The organism is Arenimonas metalli CF5-1 (assembly GCF_000747155.1).
Classification (GTDB): domain Bacteria; phylum Pseudomonadota; class Gammaproteobacteria; order Xanthomonadales; family Xanthomonadaceae; genus Arenimonas; species Arenimonas metalli.
The window spans coordinates 34,321-54,628 of the sequence record NZ_AVCK01000064.1; the positions used below are offsets into that span (position 1 = coordinate 34,321).

At 72.3% G+C, this 20,308-nt stretch carries 20 protein-coding genes; 6 read left to right on the forward strand and 14 right to left on the reverse strand.

The features are described from left to right. Positions 1-29 precede the first annotated feature (29 nt). Positions 30-1,292 carry a formimidoylglutamate deiminase gene (locus tag N787_RS13745; RefSeq protein ID WP_052575491.1) on the reverse strand — a complete coding sequence of 421 codons (1,263 nt, stop codon included), beginning with the start codon at positions 1,290-1,292 and terminating at the stop codon, positions 30-32. A 48-nt stretch (positions 1,293-1,340) separates the two neighbouring features. Here N787_RS13745 and N787_RS13750 point away from each other — a divergent pair, with 48 nt between their 5' ends. Both N787_RS13750 and hutI read left to right on the forward strand, forming a co-directional pair. Next, positions 1,341-2,501 carry a CaiB/BaiF CoA transferase family protein gene (locus N787_RS13750; RefSeq protein WP_034215368.1) on the forward strand — a complete coding sequence of 387 codons (1,161 nt, stop codon included), beginning with the start codon at positions 1,341-1,343 and terminating at the stop codon, positions 2,499-2,501. After that, positions 2,498-3,736, forward strand: a complete 1,239-nt coding sequence (gene hutI, locus N787_RS13755; protein WP_034215371.1) for an imidazolonepropionase — start codon at positions 2,498-2,500, stop codon at positions 3,734-3,736. The genes N787_RS13750 and hutI overlap by 4 nt, the downstream gene beginning before the upstream one ends. A 70-nt stretch (positions 3,737-3,806) precedes the next feature. Here hutI and N787_RS13760 read toward each other — a convergent pair whose 3' ends face one another. After that, positions 3,807-4,001, reverse strand: coding sequence for a 30S ribosomal protein THX (locus N787_RS13760; RefSeq protein ID WP_034215374.1), 195 nt, complete (start codon positions 3,999-4,001; stop codon positions 3,807-3,809). Positions 4,002-4,081: 80 nt separating this feature from the next. Next, the gene (locus tag N787_RS13765) at positions 4,082-4,492 is read right to left on the reverse strand and encodes a MerC domain-containing protein (RefSeq protein ID WP_052575492.1); all 411 of its coding nucleotides are present in this window, start codon (positions 4,490-4,492) and stop codon (positions 4,082-4,084) included. Positions 4,493-4,564: 72 nt separating this feature from the next. Between N787_RS13765 and N787_RS13770 the strand changes: the two genes are divergently transcribed. Continuing rightward, entirely contained in the window at positions 4,565-6,637 is a 2,073-nt protein-coding gene (locus tag N787_RS13770; RefSeq protein WP_034215377.1) for a TonB-dependent receptor, read from the forward strand. Between the two features lie 18 nt (positions 6,638-6,655). Here the strand turns inward: N787_RS13770 and N787_RS13775 are convergent, their stop codons facing one another. From N787_RS13775 to gltX, 3 genes are all read right to left on the reverse strand, one after another. Next, positions 6,656-7,942: a succinylglutamate desuccinylase/aspartoacylase family protein gene (locus N787_RS13775; RefSeq protein WP_052575493.1), complete on the reverse strand. Its 1,287-nt coding sequence runs from the start codon at positions 7,940-7,942 to the stop codon at positions 6,656-6,658. Next, on the reverse strand, positions 7,918-8,406 hold the full coding sequence (locus N787_RS13780) for a transcriptional repressor (RefSeq protein WP_034215380.1): 489 nt from the start codon (positions 8,404-8,406) through the stop codon (positions 7,918-7,920). The genes N787_RS13775 and N787_RS13780 overlap by 25 nt, the downstream gene beginning before the upstream one ends. A 64-nt stretch (positions 8,407-8,470) precedes the next feature. After that, a complete protein-coding gene (gene gltX / locus N787_RS13785) occupies positions 8,471-9,871 on the reverse strand; it encodes a glutamate--tRNA ligase (RefSeq protein ID WP_034215383.1) in 1,401 nt (466 codons plus the stop codon). A gap of 355 nt (positions 9,872-10,226) precedes the next feature. On the opposite strand from gltX, the gene N787_RS13790 reads away from it, so the two are divergent. Together N787_RS13790 and lpxH are read left to right on the forward strand one after the other, a co-directional pair. Then, positions 10,227-10,904 carry a peptidylprolyl isomerase gene (locus tag N787_RS13790; protein ID WP_034215425.1) on the forward strand — a complete coding sequence of 226 codons (678 nt, stop codon included), beginning with the start codon at positions 10,227-10,229 and terminating at the stop codon, positions 10,902-10,904. Further along, the gene (gene lpxH, locus N787_RS13795; protein WP_034215386.1) at positions 10,901-11,629 is read left to right on the forward strand and encodes a UDP-2,3-diacylglucosamine diphosphatase; all 729 of its coding nucleotides are present in this window, start codon (positions 10,901-10,903) and stop codon (positions 11,627-11,629) included. The genes N787_RS13790 and lpxH overlap by 4 nt, the downstream gene beginning before the upstream one ends. 2 nt (positions 11,630-11,631) lie before the next feature. Here the strand turns inward: lpxH and N787_RS14540 are convergent, their stop codons facing one another. The 6 genes from N787_RS14540 to folC all read right to left on the reverse strand — a co-directional run bounded on the left by N787_RS14540 (position 11,632) and on the right by folC (position 17,735). Beyond that, a complete protein-coding gene (locus N787_RS14540) occupies positions 11,632-12,327 on the reverse strand; it encodes a hypothetical protein (protein WP_052575494.1) in 696 nt (231 codons plus the stop codon). Further along, the gene (locus tag N787_RS13805; protein WP_052575495.1) at positions 12,324-13,097 is read right to left on the reverse strand and encodes a ferritin-like domain-containing protein; all 774 of its coding nucleotides are present in this window, start codon (positions 13,095-13,097) and stop codon (positions 12,324-12,326) included. The genes N787_RS14540 and N787_RS13805 overlap by 4 nt, the downstream gene beginning before the upstream one ends. A 242-nt stretch (positions 13,098-13,339) precedes the next feature. Further along, positions 13,340-14,809, reverse strand: a complete 1,470-nt coding sequence (gene purF / locus N787_RS13810) for an amidophosphoribosyltransferase (protein WP_034215392.1) — start codon at positions 14,807-14,809, stop codon at positions 13,340-13,342. 3 nt (positions 14,810-14,812) lie between these two features. Then, a complete protein-coding gene (locus N787_RS13815; protein ID WP_052575496.1) occupies positions 14,813-15,379 on the reverse strand; it encodes a CvpA family protein in 567 nt (188 codons plus the stop codon). 19 nt (positions 15,380-15,398) lie between these two features. Continuing rightward, positions 15,399-16,424, reverse strand: coding sequence for an SPOR domain-containing protein (locus N787_RS13820; RefSeq protein ID WP_034215395.1), 1,026 nt, complete (start codon positions 16,422-16,424; stop codon positions 15,399-15,401). Positions 16,425-16,484: 60 nt separating this feature from the next. Continuing rightward, entirely contained in the window at positions 16,485-17,735 is a 1,251-nt protein-coding gene (gene folC / locus N787_RS13825; RefSeq protein ID WP_034215398.1) for a bifunctional tetrahydrofolate synthase/dihydrofolate synthase, read from the reverse strand. A 79-nt stretch (positions 17,736-17,814) separates the two neighbouring features. Here folC and N787_RS15165 point away from each other — a divergent pair, with 79 nt between their 5' ends. Continuing rightward, positions 17,815-17,988, forward strand: a complete 174-nt coding sequence (locus N787_RS15165; protein ID WP_169742314.1) for a hypothetical protein — start codon at positions 17,815-17,817, stop codon at positions 17,986-17,988. Between the two features lie 15 nt (positions 17,989-18,003). On the opposite strand, the gene N787_RS13830 is transcribed toward N787_RS15165, so the two are convergent. Both N787_RS13830 and serA read right to left on the reverse strand, forming a co-directional pair. Further along, the gene (locus tag N787_RS13830) at positions 18,004-18,654 is read right to left on the reverse strand and encodes a histidine phosphatase family protein (RefSeq protein WP_034215401.1); all 651 of its coding nucleotides are present in this window, start codon (positions 18,652-18,654) and stop codon (positions 18,004-18,006) included. Then, the gene (gene serA / locus N787_RS13835; RefSeq protein ID WP_052575497.1) at positions 18,654-20,216 is read right to left on the reverse strand and encodes a phosphoglycerate dehydrogenase; all 1,563 of its coding nucleotides are present in this window, start codon (positions 20,214-20,216) and stop codon (positions 18,654-18,656) included. Before serA ends, N787_RS13830 begins: the two co-directional genes overlap by 1 nt. Between the last annotated feature and the right edge of the window lie 92 nt (positions 20,217-20,308).

The window sequence follows — 20,308 nt, forward strand, 5'->3', positions numbered from 1 at the left end:
ACCGGCGACGTTCAGGAAAATCGAGCCGGTCAGGCCAGCAGGTCGGCCAGGGTGCGGCGATAGCGCGCGGCGATGGCCTCGCCGTCGCGGTGGCGGCCGTCGGCGACCACGCGTTGGCCGGCGACATGGGTTTCGCGCACCAGGGGGCGGTTGCCGCCGAAGACCACGCGATCAAGCAGGTCGGCCGGGCGCGCGCCGGCCAGGGCCGGGGCCTGCCCGTCCAGCACGACGGTGTCGGCGGCGGCGTCGGACCCCTGGCCGCAGGCGCGCCGCCCGCCGGCCAGGGCCTGCGCGTACAGCAGCGCGCCGGTGCTGGGCTGGTCCGCGCTGACGGCGATGTTGCGGCGGCGCGTCACCAGGCGCTGCCCGTACTCCAGCCAGCGCAACTCCTCGACCGGCGACACCGACACATGCGAATCCGAGCCGATGCCCCAGTGCCCGCCCGCCTGCAGGTAGTCGCGCAGCGGGAACAGGCCGTCGCCAAGGTTGGCTTCCGTGGTCGGGCAGATCGCCACCGTGGCGCCGCTGCGGGCGATGCCCTGCACTTCCGCGGGCTCGAGGTGGGTGGCGTGCACCAGGGTCCAGCGCGCGTCCACCGGCGCATTGGCCAGCAGCCATTCGACCGGGCGGGCGCCGCGCAGCGCCAGGCAGTCCTGCACTTCGCCCACCTGTTCGGCCACGTGGATGTGGATCGGCATCGGCGCGTCGCCGATCGCCTGCAGCACGGCGGAGAGTGCCGGCGGCGGCACCGCACGCAGGCTGTGGAAGGCGACGCCGACTTTCAACGTGGCCGACTCCTGCGCGCGCAGCGACTGCAGCAGCGCCAGGTAGGCCTCGAGCGAATGGCCGAAACGGCGCTGCCGTTCGCCGAGCGGGCGGCCGTCGAAGCCGCCGCTCATGTACAGCACCGGCAGCAGGGTCAGGCGGATGCCGGTGTCGCGCGCGGCGGCGATGAGCGAGTGCGACATCGCCGCGGGATCGGCGTAGGGCTGGCCGTCCGGCGCGTGGTGCAGGTAGTGGAACTCGCAGACGCTGGTGTAGCCGGCTTCCAGCATCTCGGCGTAGAGCTGGGTGGCGATGGCGTACTGCGAGTCCGGGTCGACGCGGCCGGCGAAGCGGTACATCAGCTCGCGCCAGGTCCAGAAGCTGTCCTGCGGGTCGCTCTGGCGCTCGGCCAGCCCGGCCATGGCGCGCTGGAAGGCATGCGAATGCAGGTTCGGCAGGCCCGGCAGGCGCCAGTGGCCGTCGGGCCCGGCGGCGGTCGGGAAAGTCGGGGCGGCGGCGGCGGGCATGGCCGCGAGTTTCGCATGCGGCCGCGCGGGGCGCATACAATCCCGGCCATGAATGCGTTGACCGGTGTCCGGGTACTGGAGCTGTCGCGGGTGCTGGCCGGCCCGTGGTGCGGCATGGTGCTGGCCGACCTCGGCGCCGACGTGATCAAGCTCGAGTCCTTCGACGGCGACGACACCCGCGGCCTCGGCCCGCCCTTCCTCGACGGCATGTCGGCCTACTTCGCCTGCTGCAACCGCAACAAGCGCTCGCTGGCGATCGACCTGCGCGCGCCGTCCGCGCGCCCCCTGCTCGAAGCCCTGGTGCGCGAAGCCGACGTGCTGGTGGAGAACTACCGCACCGGCGGCGCCGAGGCGCTGGGCGTGGGCTACGAGGCGATGGCCGCGATCAACCCGCGCCTCGTCTACTGCTCGATCTCGGGCTACGGCCGCACCGGCCCCGGCGCGAAGCTGCCCGGCTACGACTACGTGGTGCAGGCCGAGGCCGGCATGATGGCCATCACCGGGCCGGCCGACGGCGGCGCCTACAAGGCCGGCGTCGCGGTGGCCGACCTCGCCACCGGCCAGAACGCCGCGACGGCCATCCTGGCCGCGCTGCTGCAGCGGCACCGCACGGGCCGCGGCCAGCGCATCGATGTCTCGCTGTTCGACAGCCAGCTGGCGATGCTGGCCAACGTCGGCAGCAATGCGCTGTTCACCGGCGCCGACGCGCCGCGCCAGGGCAATGCGCACGCCAGCATCGTGCCCTACCAGGCCTTCATGGCGCGCGACCGCGAGTTCGTGCTCGCCGTCGCCAGCGAGAAGCTGTGGATCCAGGCCTGCCAGGCCCTGGGCCGCGAGGACTGGCTGCGCGACCCGCGCTTCGGCAACAACGCCGCGCGCGTGCAGCACCGGCAGGCGCTGTGCGCGGCGATGGCCGAACTGTTCGCCACCGAGGACGCCGCGCACTGGCTCGACCTATTCAGCCAGGCCGGCGTGCCGGCGGCGCCGATCAACACCGTGCGCCAGGCGCTCGACCACCCGGTGGCCACCGCCGGCGGCATGCGCGTGGTGATCGACGGCATCCCGATGGTGGGCAGTCCGCTGCGGCTGTCGGCTTCGCCGCTGCGGCTGGAGCGCGCGCCGCCGACCCTGGGCCAGCACAGCGACGAGATCGCGCGCGAGTACGGCTTCGTGCCCGAATTGCTGCGCCACGAAGGTGCGATCCGATGATCGGCCGCCTCGCGCCGCCCTGGGACAAGCTGCTGCTCGATGCGCGGCTGGTGACGCTGCGCGACGATCTCGGTGCCTGGGGCGCGATCGAAGACGCCGCGCTGGCCTGGAAGAACGGCCTGCTCGCCTACGCCGGCCCGCGCGCCGACCTGCCCGGCGAACCCGCCGCGCTGGCCGCCCGCATCGAATCCGCCGACAACCGCTGGATCACGCCGGGCCTGGTCGACTGCCACACCCACCTCGTGTTCGCCGGTGACCGCGCCCCCGAATTCGAACGCCGGCTGCAGGGCGCCAGCTACGAGCAGATCGCACGCGAGGGCGGCGGCATCGTCTCCACCGTGCGCGCCACCCGCGCCGCCTCGCGCGAACAGCTGCTGGCCGCGGCCCTGCCCCGCGCCCGCGCGCTGCGTGCCGACGGCGTGACCACGCTAGAGATCAAATCGGGCTATGGCCTGGATTTCGACAACGAGCGGAAGATGCTGCAGGTCGCGCGCGACGTCGGCGAATCGCTCGGACTCACGGTGCGCACCACCTACCTGGCCGCCCACGCGCTGCCGCCCGAGTTCGCCGGCCGCGCCGACGACTACATCACCGAGGTTTGCGCCTGGCTGCCGCGCCTGCACGCGGAAGGCCTGGTCGATGCCGTCGACGCCTTTTGCGAAGGCATCGGCTTCAGTCCCGCGCAGACCCGGCGCGTGTTCGAGGCCGCGCGCGCCCTCGGCCTGCCGGTGAAGCTGCACGCCGACCAGCTCAGCGACCTCGGCGGCGCGGCGCTCGCCGCGGAATTCGGCGGCCTCTCCGCCGACCACATCGAATACACCGGCGAAGACGCCGTGCGCGCGATGGCCGCCGCCGGCACCGTCGCCGTGCTGCTGCCCGGTGCCTTCCACGTGCTGCGCGAAACGAAGCTGCCGCCGATCGCGGCGCTGCGCGAGCAGGCCGTGCCCATGGCCGTCGCCACCGACCTCAATCCCGGCACCTCGCCGCTGCAGTCGCTGCGCCTGGCGATGAGCCTGGCCTGCACCCACTTCCGCCTCACGCCCGAGGAAGCGCTGCGCGGCGCCACCGTGAACGCCGCGCTCGCGCTCGGTCTGCACGACCGCGGCCGCCTGCTGCCCGGCCAGCGCGCCGACTTCGTGCAGTGGAACATCGCGCACCCCGCCGAACTGGCCTACTGGCTCGGCGGCGACCTCGTGCACGCCGTGCACATCGCCGGCCGCCGCGTGGGCGCCTGACGCCGACGCCCCGAAACGACGAAGCCCCGCGATGGCGGGGCTTCGTGCGGTGCAGCCGGTGCGCGGCGAATTACTTCGCGGCGGCGGCCTTCTTGGCCGGGGCCTTCTTCGCGGGCGCCTTGGCGGCGGCCGGGGCCTTGGCCGGGGCCTTCACCGTGGCCGCGGTCTTGCCGGCGGTCGGCTTCTTGCTGGTCTGCGGTCGCGCATTGCCGTGGCTGCCGGTGAAACGCTTGCCCTTGGCGGTCTTCTTGTCGCCCCTACCCATGGTGATTCCTTGAAAGTGGTGTCCGGTGAGGCGCGTAGCCTATCACCGCGTGCCCGCCCCACCAAGCCGGGGCGCGGGGTTCAGTGGGTGTGGCCGTAGGACAGGCGCAGGTTGACCAGGTGCGCCAGCGCGATCAGCACGCCGCCCACGGTCATCGCCACCGCATGCGGCAGCACCGAGGCGTGCAGCGGCGGGTACAGCAGCGAGCCCCAGATCAGGGCCAGGCCCGGCGCCACCAGCAGCCAGGCGTGGTAGGCGCGGTGGTTGCGGTAGCCCAGCACCAGGCTGGTGATGGCCAGCACCGTGGCCAGCACGCTGAAGCCGATCTCGGCGCCGTGCCAGGCCACCAGGCCCAGGCCCAGCGTCGGGATCAGCGCCAGCGCGATCGGGATCAGGGCGCAATGCAGGGCGCAGATGAAGGCGCCGATCGCGCCCAGGCGGTCGGCCCAGGGCGGCAGCTGCAGCTTGCGGCGTTTGACGATCGCGACCATGGCTTGGGGGCTTGCGCTGAGGTTGGAACAATATAACATTGCGGCCCGACGCCAATCAACCGGACCCCAGAGATGCCCCGCCACGCTCCGCTGACCGCCGCCATCCTGCTGGCCCTGCCCCTGTTCGCCCAGGCCGACGAGCGCGCCGACCGCCACCAGCATGAAGACGCCCGCGTGCTGGACGCGGTCGAAGTCACCGCCTCCCCGCTGCGCAACGCCATCGACGACCTGACCCGTCCGGTCGACGTCCTTCGTGGCGAAGAGCTCGACGCCCGCAAGGCCGGCAACCTCGGCGAAACCCTGGAGCGCCAGACCGGCGTGCAGTCCTCCTTCTTCGGCGCCGGTGTCGGCCGCCCGATCATCCGCGGCCAGGACGGCGCCCGCGTGCAGGTGCTCAGCAGCGGCACCGGCTCGCTCGATGTGTCCACCGTCAGCGTCGACCACGCGGTCACCATCGAGCCCTTCCTGGCCGAGCAGATCGAAGTGCTCAAGGGCCCGGCCACCCTGCTCTACGGCAGCGGCGCCATCGGCGGCGCGGTGAACGTGGTGGACGGGCGCGTGCCGACCCGCCGCGTCGGCCGCGACGTCGCCGGCCGCGCCGAGGTCCGCCACGGCAGCGCCGCCGACGAGAACACCGCGATGTTCCGCCTCGACGCCGACGCCGGCCCGTGGACCTTCCACGCCGACGGCTTCCGCCGCGAGGCCAGCGACGTCCGCATCCCGGGCTTCGCCTACTCGCCGGAGCTGGTGGCCGAGGAAATCGAGGAAGGCGTGTCGCCGGACGAGCTCGCCCAGGGCCGCCTGCCCAACAGCTCGCTCTCGACCTTGGGCGGTGCCGTCGGCGCCACCTGGTTCGGCGAGCGCAGCTGGCTTGGTGCCTCGGTCAGCACCTATCGCACCGACTACGGCATCCCGCCGGGCGCGCATGCGCACGAGGAGGAAGGCGAGGACCACGGCGGCGGGGAGGAGGAAGAAGAGGAAGTCGTGCGCCTGGACATGCTGCAGGACCGCCTCGACGTGCGCGGCGGCATCCGCGGTATCGGCCCACTGCAGGAGCTGAATTACCGCGTCACCCGCAGCCAGTACGAGCACACCGAGTTCGAGGGCGAGGAAGTGGGCACGGTGTTCGAGAACCGCGGCACCGAGGCGCGCCTCGAGGCCGTGCAGAACGAAATCAACGGCTGGCGCGGCGCCTTCGGCCTGCAGTACGGCGACCGCGATTTCTCCGCGATCGGCGACGAGGCCTTCGTGCCGCCGTCGGTGAGCCGCGACCTCGGTGTCTTCGTGGTGCAGGAGCGCGACTTCGGCGACGTGAAGCTTGAGCTCGGCGCGCGCCACGACCGCGTCAGCATCGACCCGGCCGGCGACCTGCCGACCGTGGACCAGAACGCCACCAGCCTCGCCGTCGGCGCGCTCTGGCGCTTCAGCGAGAACATGCACCTGAGCGCCAACCTCGACCGCGCCCAGCGCGCGCCCTCGGCCGAGGAGCTGTTCTCGGACGGCCCGCACATCGCCACCCAGAGCTACGAGATCGGCGACGCCGGCCTCGACACCGAGACCGCGCTGAGCGGCGAGCTCGGCCTGCACGTGCACGCCGGCCGCTTCGAGGGCAAGGTCTCGGTGTACCAGTCGCGCTTCGACGACTTCATCTACCTCGCCGACACCGGCCTCGAGCTCGACGAGCTGCCGGTTCGCGCCTGGGTGCAGGGCGACGCCACCTTCACCGGCTGGGAAGCCGAGGGCCAGGTGGACCTGGTCGAGAACGCGACCGGCCTGTGGACGCTGCGCGTGTTCGCCGATGCGGTGGACGCCGAGCTCGACGCCGGTGGCAAGCTGCCGCGCATCGCGCCCTCGCGCGTCGGCACCGACCTGTCGTGGACGCGCGGCAACTGGCGCGCCCGCGTCGGCGCCATCCGCGTCGCCGACCAGGACGACGTGGCCGCGCTGGAATCGGCGACCGACGGCTACACGCTGTTCGACGCGGGACTGACCTATCACTGGGACGTCGGCGGCGCCGGCTGGGAAGCCTTCGTCGAAGGCCGCAACCTCGGCGACGAGGAAGCGCGCGCACACACGTCCTACCTCAAGGACGTCGCGCCGCTGGCGGGTCGCAACATCGCGGTCGGCGTGCGCGTCGACTTCTGACGCGCGGCGCGGCGGGGGCTACTCGTAGTCCTCGCCGTCCTCGACGTCCACGGCCTCGGGCCGGTCCTCGGGATCCTCGGCCACGGCTTCGGCCGGCGCGGGGCCCGGCGCGGCGGCTTCCTGCACGGCCTGCTGCTCGCTGGTCTCGGTGCCCAGGTGGAAGGCGGCGTAGCCGGGCAGCACGGCCTGGTTCTGCGCCATGCCGATCACGCGGCCCGGCACCGGCGCCAGGATGTAGCGCTCGACGTTGCTGACCGGATCAATCACCTTGCCCAGCCGCTGCCCGGCCAGCACGCGCTGGCCCAGCGACACGTCGCTGATCAGCAGGCCGCCGGAGTTGGCGCGCACCCAGCGTGAGTCCAGGAAAATCGGCGCCGGCTCGGGCGCTTCCGCCACGACGAGCGGGGCGTCGACGGTGACCAGCTGGCCCGCGCTCGGATCCTCGCGCATGCCCAGCTTGATCATCAGCCGGTCGATGGCGGCCACGGCCTGCGCGATTTCGGCCGGCTCGAGCCGGGTCGGCGCGCCGGCCTCGAACGTGACCGAAGGGATGCCGACCTTGGTGGCGGCGACGCGCAGCATGCCGCGGTTGCCCGGGCTGTGCAGCACCACGGTGGCGCCGAAGCCGCGGGTGAACTCGAGTACGTCGGGGTTGGTGAGGTCGGCGCGCACCTGCGGCAGGTTGCTGCGGTCGAACGAACCGGTGTGGAAATCCACCAGCACGTCGCAGTGGCGCACGATGTCCTGGAAGAAGGCGTTGGCGATGCGCGAGGCGATCGAGCCGCTGCGGCTGCCCGGGAAGTGCCGGTTGAGGTCGCGCCGGTCCGGCAGGTAGCGGCTGCCGCGCGAGTAGCCGAACACGTTGACGATCGGCACGCCGATCACGGTGCCCGACAGCCGGGTCGGATCGACGCCGTGCGAGAGGCGGCGGACTATCTCGACGCCGTTGATCTCGTCGCCATGGATGCCAGCCACCAGGCACAGCACGGGGCCGGCCTTGGCGCCGCGGGCGACGATCACCGGGCTGGGGATCTCGGCATTGCTGATGCCGCCGCCGGGGCGCCATTCCAGCTGCAGGCGCGTGCCCGGCACCACCAGGCGATCGAGCAGGGCCAGCGGCGTCACCAGCTCGGGCGGGGGCGCCAGCAGCTCCGGCGCCGCGATGCCGACGGGCGGCACCGGCCCCTGCCCGGGCCCGGTGCCCGGCGGATCGATCGGATAGTCCTGCGCCTGCGCGCCGGCCGCGGCCAGGGCCACGGCGGTCGCCAGCAGGGTGTGGCTCAGGCCGCGGAGCAGTGGGCGCACAGGCCGTGTACCTCGAGGGTCTGGGCGCGGGGCGAGAAGCCCATGGCCTTGGCCTGCGCGTCGAGCAGGCGGGTGATGCGCTCGTCCTCGAGCTCGACCGCCGAGTGGCAGCCGTCGCAGATCAGGAAAGGCACCGAATGGCGCTCGTGCGGGTGGTGGCAGCCGACGAAGGCGTTCATCGAGGCCAGGCGATGGATGAAGCCCTGCTCGAGCAGGAAGTCCAGCGCCCGGTACACGGTGGGCGGCGCGCTGGAGCCATTGAGCGCCTTCATCGAATCGAGCAGGTCGTAGGCCTTCACCGGGCGGCCGGCCTCGGCGATCAGGCCCAGCACCTGGGCGCGCAGCGGCGTCAGGCGGACGCCGCGCTCCTCGCAGGCCTTTTCGACCGCCTGCAGGTAACCGCCGGCATCGTGCACGTGATGCTCGGGGTTGGTGCAGTCGTGCTCGCGGGCGGTCTTGGGCATGGCGCTAGGGTGGCCCCTGCCCGGCGCGAAATCAATTCGCGGCGGGTGAAGGCGCGGCCGCGGTTCAGGCGGGCAAACGGGCCAGCGCGGCGTCGATGCGGGCCAGCGCCTCGGCCTGGCCGGCCAGGAACACCGTGTGGTCGATCGACGGGCTGACCTGCGTGCCGGTGATGGCCACGCGCAGCGGCTGGGCGATCTTGCCCAGGCCGATGCCGAGCGCCGCGGCGGTGGCTTCGAGCGCACCGTGCACGGAAGCCGCCGACCAGTCGGTGAGCTTGGCCAGTTCGCCGCGCACCGTTTCCAGCGGAACCCTGGCGGCCGCCACCAGGTGCTTGGCCACGGCGGCCTCGTCGTACTGGGTCAGCGGCTGGTACCAGACGGCAGCGCGCTCGGCCATTTCCTTCAGCGTCTGCACGCGGTCGCGCAGGGCCACCACCACGTCGGCGGCCTTCGGACCCTTGGACAGGTCGTAGCCGTGCGCGAGCAGCTGCGGCTCGAAATGCTTCGCGACCTCCGCCGGATCGTCGGTCTTGAGGTAGTGCTGGTTGAGCCAGCCGAGCTTGGCGGGATCGAGGCGCGAGGCCTTCTGGTTCACGTCTTCGATCGCGAACAGCTGCTTGAGCTCGTCGCGGCTGAAGATCTCCTGGTCGCCGTGCGACCAGCCCAGGCGCGCCAGGTAGTTGACCAGCGCGTGCGGCAGGTAGCCCTCTTCCTTGTACGACATCACGTTGGCCGCGCCGGACCGCTTGGACAGCTTGGCGCCCTCGGGGTCGAGGATCATCGGCATGTGCGCGAAGTGCGGCACGGTCGCGCCCAGCGCCTTGTAGATGTTGATCTGGCGCGGGGTGTTGTTGACGTGGTCGTCGCCGCGGATGACGTCCGTGATGCCCATGTCCAGGTCATCCACCACCACGGCGAAGTTGTAGGTCGGGTAACCATCGGAGCGGAAGATGACGAGGTCGTCGAGCTCGTCGTTGCTCCACTCGATGCGGCCCTTGATCTTGTCCTCGAACACCACCGTGCCGCCGATCGGGTTCTTGAAGCGGATCACGCGGTTCGGGTCGTCGCGGAAGGGTTCGTTCCGGTCGCGGTAGTAGCCGTTGTAGCGGGGCTTGAGGTTCGCGGCCATGGCAGCCTCGCGCATCGCCTCCAGCTCTTCCTTGGTCTCGTAGGCGTAGTAGGCGGTGCCGGCGGCGACCATCTGCTCGGCCACTTCGCGGTAGCGGTCCAGGCGCGCGGTCTGGAAGACCGGGCCTTCGTCGTACTCCAGGCCCAGCCAGTCCATCGCCTCGAGGATGGCGTCGATGGCGGCCTGGGTGCTGCGCTCGCGGTCGGTGTCCTCCACGCGCAGGATGAACTGGCCGCCGCGGCGGCGCGCCTCCAGGTAGCAGTACAGCGCCGTGCGGGCGCCGCCGATGTGCAGGAAACCGGTCGGGCTGGGGGCGAAGCGGGTGCGGCAGGTCATCGGGCCGGGCTCGGGATCAAAGGGCCCCGCATTTTACGCCATTTCCCCACCCGCCCCCGCCCCACCCCACCCCTGTGGGAGGGACTTCAGTCCCGATGCCTCCAGGTTTCTGGTGCCGGGCTCGTCCGTCGCGAAGGTCCGCCGTACGCGAGGTCACTTTCCCGGGGACGCCGTGAATACGTCCATGTAGGCTTTTCGAAAACGTCCATGTTTTCGAAACCCCGGGAAAGTGACCTCGCGCACGACGGACCGCGGGCAATCCGGGCCGGGCTGTCCCATCCGCGGAAGCATCGGGACTGAAGTCCCTCCCACAGGGGTGGGGTACCATGGCGGCGGGTTTTGAACCGGTGTGCCGATGCCTTTCCGCCTTGCCCTGACTTTGTTTCTATCGCTGATGGCCTGCAGCGCGCAGGCGAGTCCTGCTCTTCCCACGCCGGAGTTCGCGCCGGCACCGCCGCCCGTGCGGGTGCTGTTGGTGACGACGCTGGGCGAGATCACGCTGGAGCTCGATGCCGCCGAGGCGCCGAAGACGGTCGAGAACTTCCTCGACTACGCCCGCGACGGCCACTACAACGGCACCGTGTTCCACCGCGTCATCCCGGGGCTGCTGGTGCAGGCCGGCGCGTTCACGCCCGACCTGCAGCAGAAGCCGAGCCGGGCGCCGGTGCCGCACGAAGGCGGCAACGGGCTGTCGAACCGCCGCGGCACCGTCGCGGCGGCGCGCGATCGCGGCGTGCTGGATTCGGCGACGTCGCAGTTCTTCTTCAACCTCGTCGACAACCCGAAGCTGGACCAGACCGCGCCGGGCGATCCCTACACCGCCGGCTATGCGGTGTTCGGGCGGGTGCTGCAGGGGCTTGAGGTGATCGACCGGATTGCCGCAGTGCCCACCGGGGCCGAGGGCCCGTTCGCGGCCTGGGTGCCGGTGGTGCCGGTGGTGATCGAACGCGTGCAGGTGCTCGACCCGCTGCCCGCCCGCCCGGCGCCCGCCGACGCGGCCGCGCCGGCCGACGCGGAAGCCGCGACGCCATGACCGTGCTCTTCGTTTCCGACCTGCACCTGGATGCCGCGCGCCCGGGCATCACCCGGCTGTTCCTGGACTTCCTGGCCGGCGAAGCGCGCTCGGCGGAAGCGCTTTACGTGCTGGGCGACCTGTTCGAGGCCTGGGTCGGCGACGACGATCCGGGCGAGCCCGGGGCCTCGGTCTGCGCGGCGCTCAAGTCGGTGGCCGACAGCGGCGTGCCGGTATTCCTGATGCGCGGCAACCGCGACTTCCTGTACGGCCAGCGCATGGCCGAACGCTGCGGCGCGACGCTGCTGCCCGACCCCTGCGTGGTGGACCTGCACGGCGTGCCGACCCTGCTGATGCACGGCGACCTGCTTTGCACCGAAGACACCGCCTACCAGGCCTTCCGCCGCCAGGTGCGCGACCCGGCCTGGCAGGCGAACTTCCTGGCCCAGCCGCTGGCCGCGCGCCAGGCCTTCGCCGCGCAGGCGCGCGCCGCCAGCCAGCAGCACCAGAAAGGCATGTCGGAAACCATCACCGACGTCACGCCGGACGCCGTGGACGCCGTGATGGCGCGCCACGGCGTGACGCGGCTCATCCATGGCCACACGCACCGGCCGGCGATCCACGCGCTGGAAATCGCGGGCCGGCGCGCCCAGCGCATCGTGCTCGGCGACTGGTACGACCAGGGCAGCGTGCTGCGCCTCGACGGCGACGGGCTGCGGCTCGAGGCGCTCGCGCCGGCCAGCTGAGCTCAGTCGCGCAGGTGCCGCGCCGGCTGGAAGCCGCCCACCTCGAATTCGAACACCGGCACCAGCGCGCCCGAACGCGGCAGCTCGATGCGCACGCGCGTGGCTTCGGTCATCGCGGCCAGGAAACGGTCCCGGTCGACGATGAACAGCGCCGGCCCGGTGCCGGTATCGGCCGGGTCGCCTTCGAAGGACAGCGTTTCGCCGTCGTCGAAACGGATCTTCAGGCGGCACGGCGGCCCGCACTGCAGCGTCTTCTGCGTCAGCACGAGGTAGGCGCTCTCGCCCCATTCCGGGTGGCGGCGCAGGATCAGCTGGGCGTCGGGAATGGCGAGGCCGCGGCCGGTCTCGGGGTCCACGGCCACGCGGCTGTACAGGCCGGCCGTGTGCTGGATGCCGCCGGCCGCCGGGTTGGCCTGGTAATCCCAGAGCTGCACCAGCCGGCGGCGCTCGCGCATGGCCTCGGCCTCCACGCGCACCTGCTCCAGGGTTTCGCGCATGGTCGCCGCGGCCTTCGTCTCGCCGTGGCGCTGGCGCAGCTCGTCGCCGCGGGCCTCCGCGATCTCGAAGTCGCCGTCGGCGCGCGCGGCCTCGTAGGCGGCCAGCAGCTCGGCGCCCTTGGCCTCGTCGTAGGCCGGATCCACTTCCTGCGGCTGGCAGGCAGCCAGCAGCAGCACGGCGGGCAGCAGCAGTCGTTTCATCGCGCGGGCTCCATCGCTTCCAGTTCGCTCATTTCGTAATCATCGAAGCCGGCGGCGTGCCGCGCCGGCCGGTTGAACGGGCCGCGCAGCGAGCCGCGCGCGGCCTCGCGCACCAGCCGGATGAACTCGCGCCCCGGCGGCAGCCCCTCGCGCTCGCAGCACCAGTGGAACCAGCGGGTGCCGGCGGCGACGTGCGCCACTTCCTCGCGCAGGATCACTTCGAGCACGTCCGCCGAGGCGTCGTCGCCATTCAGGCGCAGCCGCGTGATCATGCCGGGCGTCACGTCCAGCCCGCGCGCCTCGAGCACGCGCGGCACCAGCGCCATCCGCCGCAGGCAGCTGTCGGCGGTGGCCACGGCCATTTCCCACAGCCCGTTGTGCGCCGGGTGGTCGCCGTAGGCCGCGCCCAGCGCGGTGAGCCGCGCGGACAGCATCGCGAAGTGGCGCGCCTCGTCGTCGGCCACGGCCACCCAATCGGCGTAGAAATCGCGCGGCATCCCGCGGAAGCGGTAAACCGCGTCCCAGGCCAGGTTCACCGCATTGAACTCGATGTGCGCCACTGCATGCAGGAACGCCGCCCGCCCGGCCACGCTGCCCAGCCCGCGCTGCGGCACTTCCCGCGGCGACACCAGCACCGGCGCGTCCGGCCGCCCGGGCACCGCGATCACCTCGGCGGCCGGCGCCTCGTCCGGCACCGCCAACTCCCCCGCCCGAAACGCCGCCGCCACCGCATGCGTCATCCGCAGCTTCTCCCCCGGCTCCCGCGCCATCAGGCAGGCCAGGGCAGCTTCGTGCAGCGATGGCGTGGGCGAGGGACTAGGCACGTTCGGGGACCAGATATCTAGACGCGGATTAACGCGGATAAACGCGGATCGAGCGAAGGCAGATGTTGCTCATGGCGCACCGTTGCTCCTATCGATTCAAGTCACGGTCGATCGGAATGATCCGGCCTCGACCCATTCGACCTGCTTTTATCCGCGTTAATCCGCGTCTGAAGAAACAAAAATCCAGCTCAGGGCGCGCGGCGCTTGCGCTTGGCGTCGTCGGAGCGGAGTTGCTGGATGCGTTCGAAGTAGCCCGGCTCGATGCCCGTCACGTACTCGCCGCTGAAGCAGGAGCTGTCGAAGGGGCGGTTCGGGAACTTCGGGCCGGCGACCGCCGCCTCGAGGTCGGCCAGGTCCTGGTAGATCAGCCAGTCGCAGCCGAGCAGCGTCTCGATTTCCTGCTCGGTGCGGCCGTGCGCCACCAGCTCGTCGGCCGAGGGCATGTCGATGCCGTAGATGTTCGGGTGCCGCACCGGCGGCGCCGCCGAGGCCAGGTAGACCTTCTTGGCGCCGGCGTCGCGCGCCATCTGCACGATCTGCTGGCTGGTGGTGCCGCGCACGATCGAATCGTCCACCAGCAGCACCACCCGGTCCTTGAACTCCAGCGGGATCGGGTTGAGCTTGCGGCGCACCGATTTCACGCGCTCGCCCTGCCCCGGCATGATGAAGGTGCGGCCGACGTAGCGGTTCTTGATGAAGCCCTCGCGGTACTTCACGCCCAGCACGTTGGCGATCTCCAGCGCGGCGTCGCGCGAGGTGTCGGGGATCGGGATCACCGTGTCGATGTCGTGGTCGGGCCGCAGGCGCAGGATCTTCTGGCCGAGGGTGACGCCCATGCGCATGCGCGCCTTGTGCACCGAGATATTCTCGATCATCGAGTCCGGGCGCGCGAAGTACACGTACTCGAAGATGCAGGGCGCATGCGGCCGCGGCGCGGCGCAGACCTCGGCGTGCAGCTCGCCACGGAAGTTGATGACCACGGCTTCGCCCGGCTGCACGTCGCGCTCGCGCACGAAGCCCAGGATGTCCAGCGCCACCGATTCGGAGGCCACCGCGTACTCGGTGCCGTTCGGGCCGACGCGCTTGCCCAGCACCAGCGGGCGGATGCCGTGCGGGTCGCGGAAGGCCACCAGGCCCAGGCCCAGCACCATGCTCACCACCGCGTAGCCGCCGGTGCAGCGGCGGTGCACGCCAGCCACCGCGGCCACCGCGGCCTGCGGCGTCAGCGCGCCCTGCTGCGCCAGCTCGTGCGCGAACACGTTGAGCAGCACTTCGGAGTCGGACTCGGTGTTGACGTTGCGCTTGTCTTCCTCGAACACCAGCCGGCGCAGCGCGTCGGTGTTGATCAGGTTGCCGTTGTGGGCCAGCGCGATGCCGTAGGGGGAATTCACGTAGAACGGCTGCGCTTCATCGGAACCCTCCGAGCCGGCGGTCGGGTAGCGGCAGTGGCCGATGCCGACGCGGCCGGTGAGCAGCGCCATCGCGCGCTCGTCGAACACTTCCTTCACCAGGCCGTTGCCCTTGTGCAGGTGCACGCGGTTGCCGTCCATGGTGGCGATGCCGGCCGCGTCCTGGCCGCGGTGCTGCAGCACCGTCAGGCCGTCGTACAGGGCGGCCGCCACGTCGGTGGCGCCGGCGATTCCGATGATGCCGCACATGGTTCAGTTCTCCGGAACAGGGGGATCGGCCGTTTCATGCGGCACGACCAGGTCGATCACTTCGGGCGTCGCCGGGGCCGGCGGCGCGAAACGCAGTTCTTCCGCGGCGCTGGCGGGCAGGAAGCCCTGCATCCATTCCGCGCCCAGCTGCACGCCGGGCATCAGCTTCGAGGACTGCCACCAGGGTTCGGACGGCAGCGAGGTGAAGCCCATCAGCAGCACCGCCACGCAGGCCAGCACCAGGCCGCGCAGCAGGCCGAAGCCCACGCCCAGCACGCGGTCGGTGGCCGACAGCCCGGTGTTGGCGATGAACTTGCCCAGCGCCCAGGTGACCAGGCCGCCGAGCAGCAGCACGCCCACGAACACGCCGGCGTAGCCCAGGAACAGGCGGGCCGAAGGTTCCCCGACGCCCGTGAACCACGCCGCCACGTCGGCGCCGAAACCCATCGAGAGCCAGAACGCGGCGACCCACACCGTCAGCGACAGCACCTCGACCACGAAGCCACGCCACAGGCCGACGCCCATCGACACCAGCAGCACGGTCAGCAGTGCGTAGTCGGCCCAGTTCATCGGTGGCGCGCGCGCAGGATCACGGGTGCGGCACGACGATCGCGTCGGGCAGGCCGAGCTGGCTGCGCACGGCGTCGCGCAGGCGGTCGGCGGCGGCGCGGTCGGCCTCGGGGCCCACGCGCACGCGCCAGACGGCGCCGCGGTCGGTGTTCACGCGCTGGTGGAAGGCGACGAAGCCGGCGGCGCGGGCGCGGTCGCGCAGCGCATTGGCGTCGGCCTCGGAGCTGAGCGCGCCGAGCTGCACGGCGAAACCGACGCTGGGCGCGGTGCTGGCGCGCGCCGGGGCCGGCGCGGGAGTAGACGAGGCAGCCGCCGGCGCGGCGTCGAGCGCGACCACGGCGGCGGACCCGCCGGTGACCGACTCCACCCGCAGGCGCGCCGCCTCGGCGGCGGTGCGGTCGCCGTAGGGACCGACGCGCAGGCGCATCGCCGGCTTGCCGCCGACATCCACCGACTCGCTGGTCAGCGGCAGGCCGCGCGAGCGCAGCTTGTCGGCCAGGCTGCGGGCGTTGGCGAGGTTGGAGAAGCTGCCCACGTTCACCACGTAGCGGCCGCCGGCGGCGGTGGCAGGCAGCGCGGGTTCGACCGGCGCGGGCGCGGCGACCGGCGCGGGTTCGGGCGTCGGCGTCGCGGCCGCGGGGGCCGGTGCGGTGGCTACCGGCGCCGGCGCGGGCGCCGGCTCGGGCAGGCCGGTGGCGGCATCGACCGCCAGCGCGGGCGCGTCCTCGGGCTCGGGTTCGACGTCGGTGCGCGCGGGCGGCAGGCCGGTCTGGTCGACCGTGGCCACCGCGTTCGGGTCGTCGCTGGCCGCCGGGCGGGGATCCATGCCGAGCACGCCGCCCTCCGGGGCCTCGGGCGCCGGCAGGGTCAGCGGCACTTCGCGGGTCTCGAAGGCCTGGTCGGGCGCGCCCGGCATTTCCAGCGGCACGCGCGCGGCGTCGGGTTCGGTGGTGTCGGGGCCCTTGAGCAGCATGGGCAGGAAGATCATCGCCAGCGCCACCAGCACGGCGGCGCCGATCAGGCGCTGTTTCAGGGCTGAATCCATCGGGGCGCGGTCCGGCCGGGGAGTGGCGCGAATTATAGCCGGGTTGCCGCCCGCTCCGGCTCAGCGCGCGGCCAGGGCTTCAGCGACGGTGTGGAATGAACCGAACACCAGCACGCGCCCGTCCGGCCCGCAGGCCGCGGCGGCGGCGGCCAGCGCGGCGCCCTGGCTTTCGTGCGGCTGGACGGCGGCGTCCGGCAGGGCCTCCGCGACGCGCCTTGCCAGTTCAGCCACCGGCAGGCCGCGCGGACCGGCGTCGGTGATGGGCCCCAGGTGCCAGGCCTGCACGTGCGGCGCCACCGGCCCGACGATGCCGGCGATGTCCTTGTCGCCCAGCGCGCTGAACACCGCGACCGTGGGGCGCGGGTTGGCCGCCAGCCACTCGGCCAGCTGGCGCGCGCCCTGCGGGTTGTGGGCGACGTCCAGCACGCGCTCGGGCGGGCCGGGCTGGCGCTGCAGGCGGCCAGGCACGCGCGCGTCGCGCACGCCCTCCCGCAGCGCCTCGTCGGACACCGGCAGGTCCAGCGCCCGCAGCGCCGCGATCGCCGCCGCGGCGTTGCCGCGCTGGGCGGGCGCTTCCAGGCCGGGATTCGGCAGCACGATCTCGTAGCCGGGCTCGCGCCAGCGCCAGCCCTCGGCGCCCAGGTCATCAATGAGGTAGTCCGAGTGCCCGCGGATTGCGAAGGCGCCGATCGCGTAGGCACGGCGCAGCACGGAGGACGGCGGATCCTTCTCGGCCAGCACCGCGGGCTTGCCCGCGCGCAGGATGCCGGCTTTCTCGGCGCCGATGGCCTCGCGGTCCGGGCCGAGGTAGTCCTGGTGGTCCAGGTCGACGGTGGTGATGATCGCGACGTCGCCATCGATGATGTTCACCGCGTCCAGGCGCCCGCCGAGCCCGACCTCGAGGATCGCCAGGTCCAGCCCGGCCTCGGCGAACAGCAGCAGCGCCGCCAGCGTGCCGAATTCGAAATAGGTCAGCGCGATCGCGCCGCGCGCCGCCTCGATGCGCTCGAAGGCATCGACCAGGGCCGCGTCATCGGCGTCGCGGCCGTCGATGCGGATGCGCTCGTTGTAGCGCAGCAGGTGCGGCGAGGTGAACGCGCCCACCCGCAGCCCCGCGGCCCGCGCCATCGCCTCGAGGAAGGCCACGGTGGAGCCCTTGCCATTGGTGCCGCCGACCACCGCGACCTGGCGCCCGGGCCGGCCCGGCGCCAGCCGCCGGTAGACCTCGCCCACGCGCTCCAGGCCCAGGGCCACGTCGCGGGGATGGACCTGCTGCTGGTACGCCAGCCACTGCTCGAGGGTTCGCTTCATGGCCACATTATCCGCCGCGCGCGGGCCGCCGGCGCATCCCAGCGGTTAGACTGGACGCCTTCCCGCACCGAGCCCGCCCATGGCCAAGCCCAATTATTCGTTCGAAAAGCGCCAGCGCGAGCTCGCCAAGGCCAAGAAAAAGGCCGAAAAGGAAGCCGAGAAGGCCGCCCGCAAGCGCGCCGGCCAGCCGGCCGACGCGCAGGACGACGCCGATGCGGACGAAGGCAACGAGACCACCCCGTCCGCCGACTGACCCCGAGGCCGGGCGCTAGAGCGCCCGGTGCACCGCTTCGCCGAACAAGCCGGTGTGGTGGTTGCAGTCGTTGAGGCGCACCACGTCCAGCGACAGCGCGGACTCCCCCTCGAGCAGGTTCAGCGTGGTCGGCGCCTGCCGGAAGCTCCACATCCGCGACAGCGGCAGGCCGAGGATGCGGCACAGGATCACGCGGTTCACCGCGTCGTGGGCGACCACCAGCAGCGTGTCGTCGGCGCCCAGGCCTTCGCAGGCGCGCTGGAAGGCGGGCCAGGCACGGTCGAGCACTTCGACGATCGACTCGCCGCCCGGGCCCGGCATCTGCACGGTCTCCGGTGCGTCGCGCCAGGCCTTCAGGCGCACCGGGTCCTTCGCGCGGATCTCGGCGGCCAGCAGGCCCTCCCACTCCCCGTGGCCGATTTCCTGCAGACCGGGATCGAACGCCAGCGACGCCGCGCGCGCCTCGCCGAGTGCGAGCTCGGCGGTGCGGCGCGCGCGCGACAGCGGTGACGCCACCGCGCGGGTGATGTCCACCCCGGCCAGGCGCTGGCCAAGCTTGCGGGCCTGCTCTTCGCCGACCGGCGAGAGGGCGATGTCGCGCTGGCCCTGGTAGCGGCCTTCGGCATTCCACGGCGTTTCCCCGTGGCGGGCGAGCAGGACCTTCATCAGACCTGCTCCATCGCCAGGATGCCCGGGATGCCGCGCAGCGAGGCCAGCTGCGGCGCCGGCACTTCGCGGTCCACCGTGATCGCGGCGATGGCGCCGCCGTCGCCGGTGGCGCCGAGCGAGAAGTTCACGATGTTCACGCCGGCCGCGCCCAGGTGCGAGCCGACCAGGCCGATCACGCCGGGCTTGTCCTCGTTGCGCATCAGCAGGATGTGCGCCAGCGGGTCGAAGTCGAGCTCGACGCCGTCCAGCCGCACCACGCGCGGGCCGCGGTGCAGCGTGGCCTCGATCTCGCGCACGGTGCCGCCGCCCTCGACGCGGATGCGCAGCAGGCGGTCGAAGCCGTCGCCGTCGCCGCCCAAGGTTTCCGCCACTTCGAGGCCGCGCGCGGCGGCCTCGTGCAGCGCGTTCACCGGCGTCACGCGGCCCGAGGCCGGGCCCAGCAGCGCGGCCACCAGCAGGCGCGTCAGCGGCCGGGTGTCCAGGCCTTCGGTGCGGCCGGCGTAGGTGACCTGCAGGCGCGTCGGCGCCGGCACCAGCCGCGCGGCCAGCTTGCCCAGCGCGGTCATCAGCGGCATCCACGGGCCGACTTCGCGCGCGGTTTCCGGCGTCAGCGGCGGCAGGTTGACGCAGCCGGCCACGGCGCCGGTGGCGACGAAATCAATGATCTGGCGCGCGAGGATGGTGCTCACCGCCTGCTGCGCCTCGCCGGTGCTCGCGCCGAGGTGCGGGGTCAGGATGAGCTTGGGATTGCCGCGCAGCGGCGAGTCCTTGGGCAGCGGCTCGGTCACGAAGGTGTCGAGCGCGGCGCCCGCGAGGTGGCCTTCCTCGAGCAGGCGCAGCAGCGCGTCCTCGTCCACCAGGCCGCCGCGGGCGGCGTTGATGAGGAAGGCGCCGGGCTTCATGCCGCGCAGGCGGGTTTCGTCGAGCAGGTTGGTGGTGTCCTTGGTACGCGGGATGTGCAGCGTGACCACGTCCGCCCAGGCCAGCAGGTCCGGCAGCGACATCAGCGGCACGCTGCCCTTGCCCGCGGCCGAGGCCGGCAGGAAGGGATCGTGCGCGGCCACTTCCATGCCGATGCCCTGCGCCTTGCGGGCCACGGTGGCGCCGATGCGGCCCAGGCCGATCACGCCCAGCTTCTTTCCTTCCAGCTCGAAGCCGGTGAGGCCGGCCTTGGGCCACTCGCCCGCCTTCATGCCGGCATCGGCGCGCGGCACGTGCCGGGCCAGCGCGAACAGCAGCGACAGCGCGTGCTCGGCGGCGGCGAGGGTGTTGCCGTCGGGCGCATTCATCACGGCGATGCCGCGGGCGGTGGCCGCGTCCACGTCGATGGTGTCCACGCCGGCGCCGGCACGTCCGATCACCCGCAGCTTGCCGGCGCTGGCCAGCGCCTCGGCCGGGACCTGGGTGGCCGAGCGCACCAGCACGGCGTCGAACCCCTCGAGCTTGCCGGCGAGGACCTTGGGGTCCTTGATCGGATCGGAAACCTCGACCGTCCAGCCCGCCTGCTTGAACAGGGCCAGACCGTCTTCATGGATGCCATCACAGGCCAGAACGCGCATTGCCATCTCCTCGGATCAACAGCGGTGGGAGCCCGCCGCCCCGCCCCGTTGCCGGGACGCGGCGACGCGCCCGGATTCAGGCCACGGACACG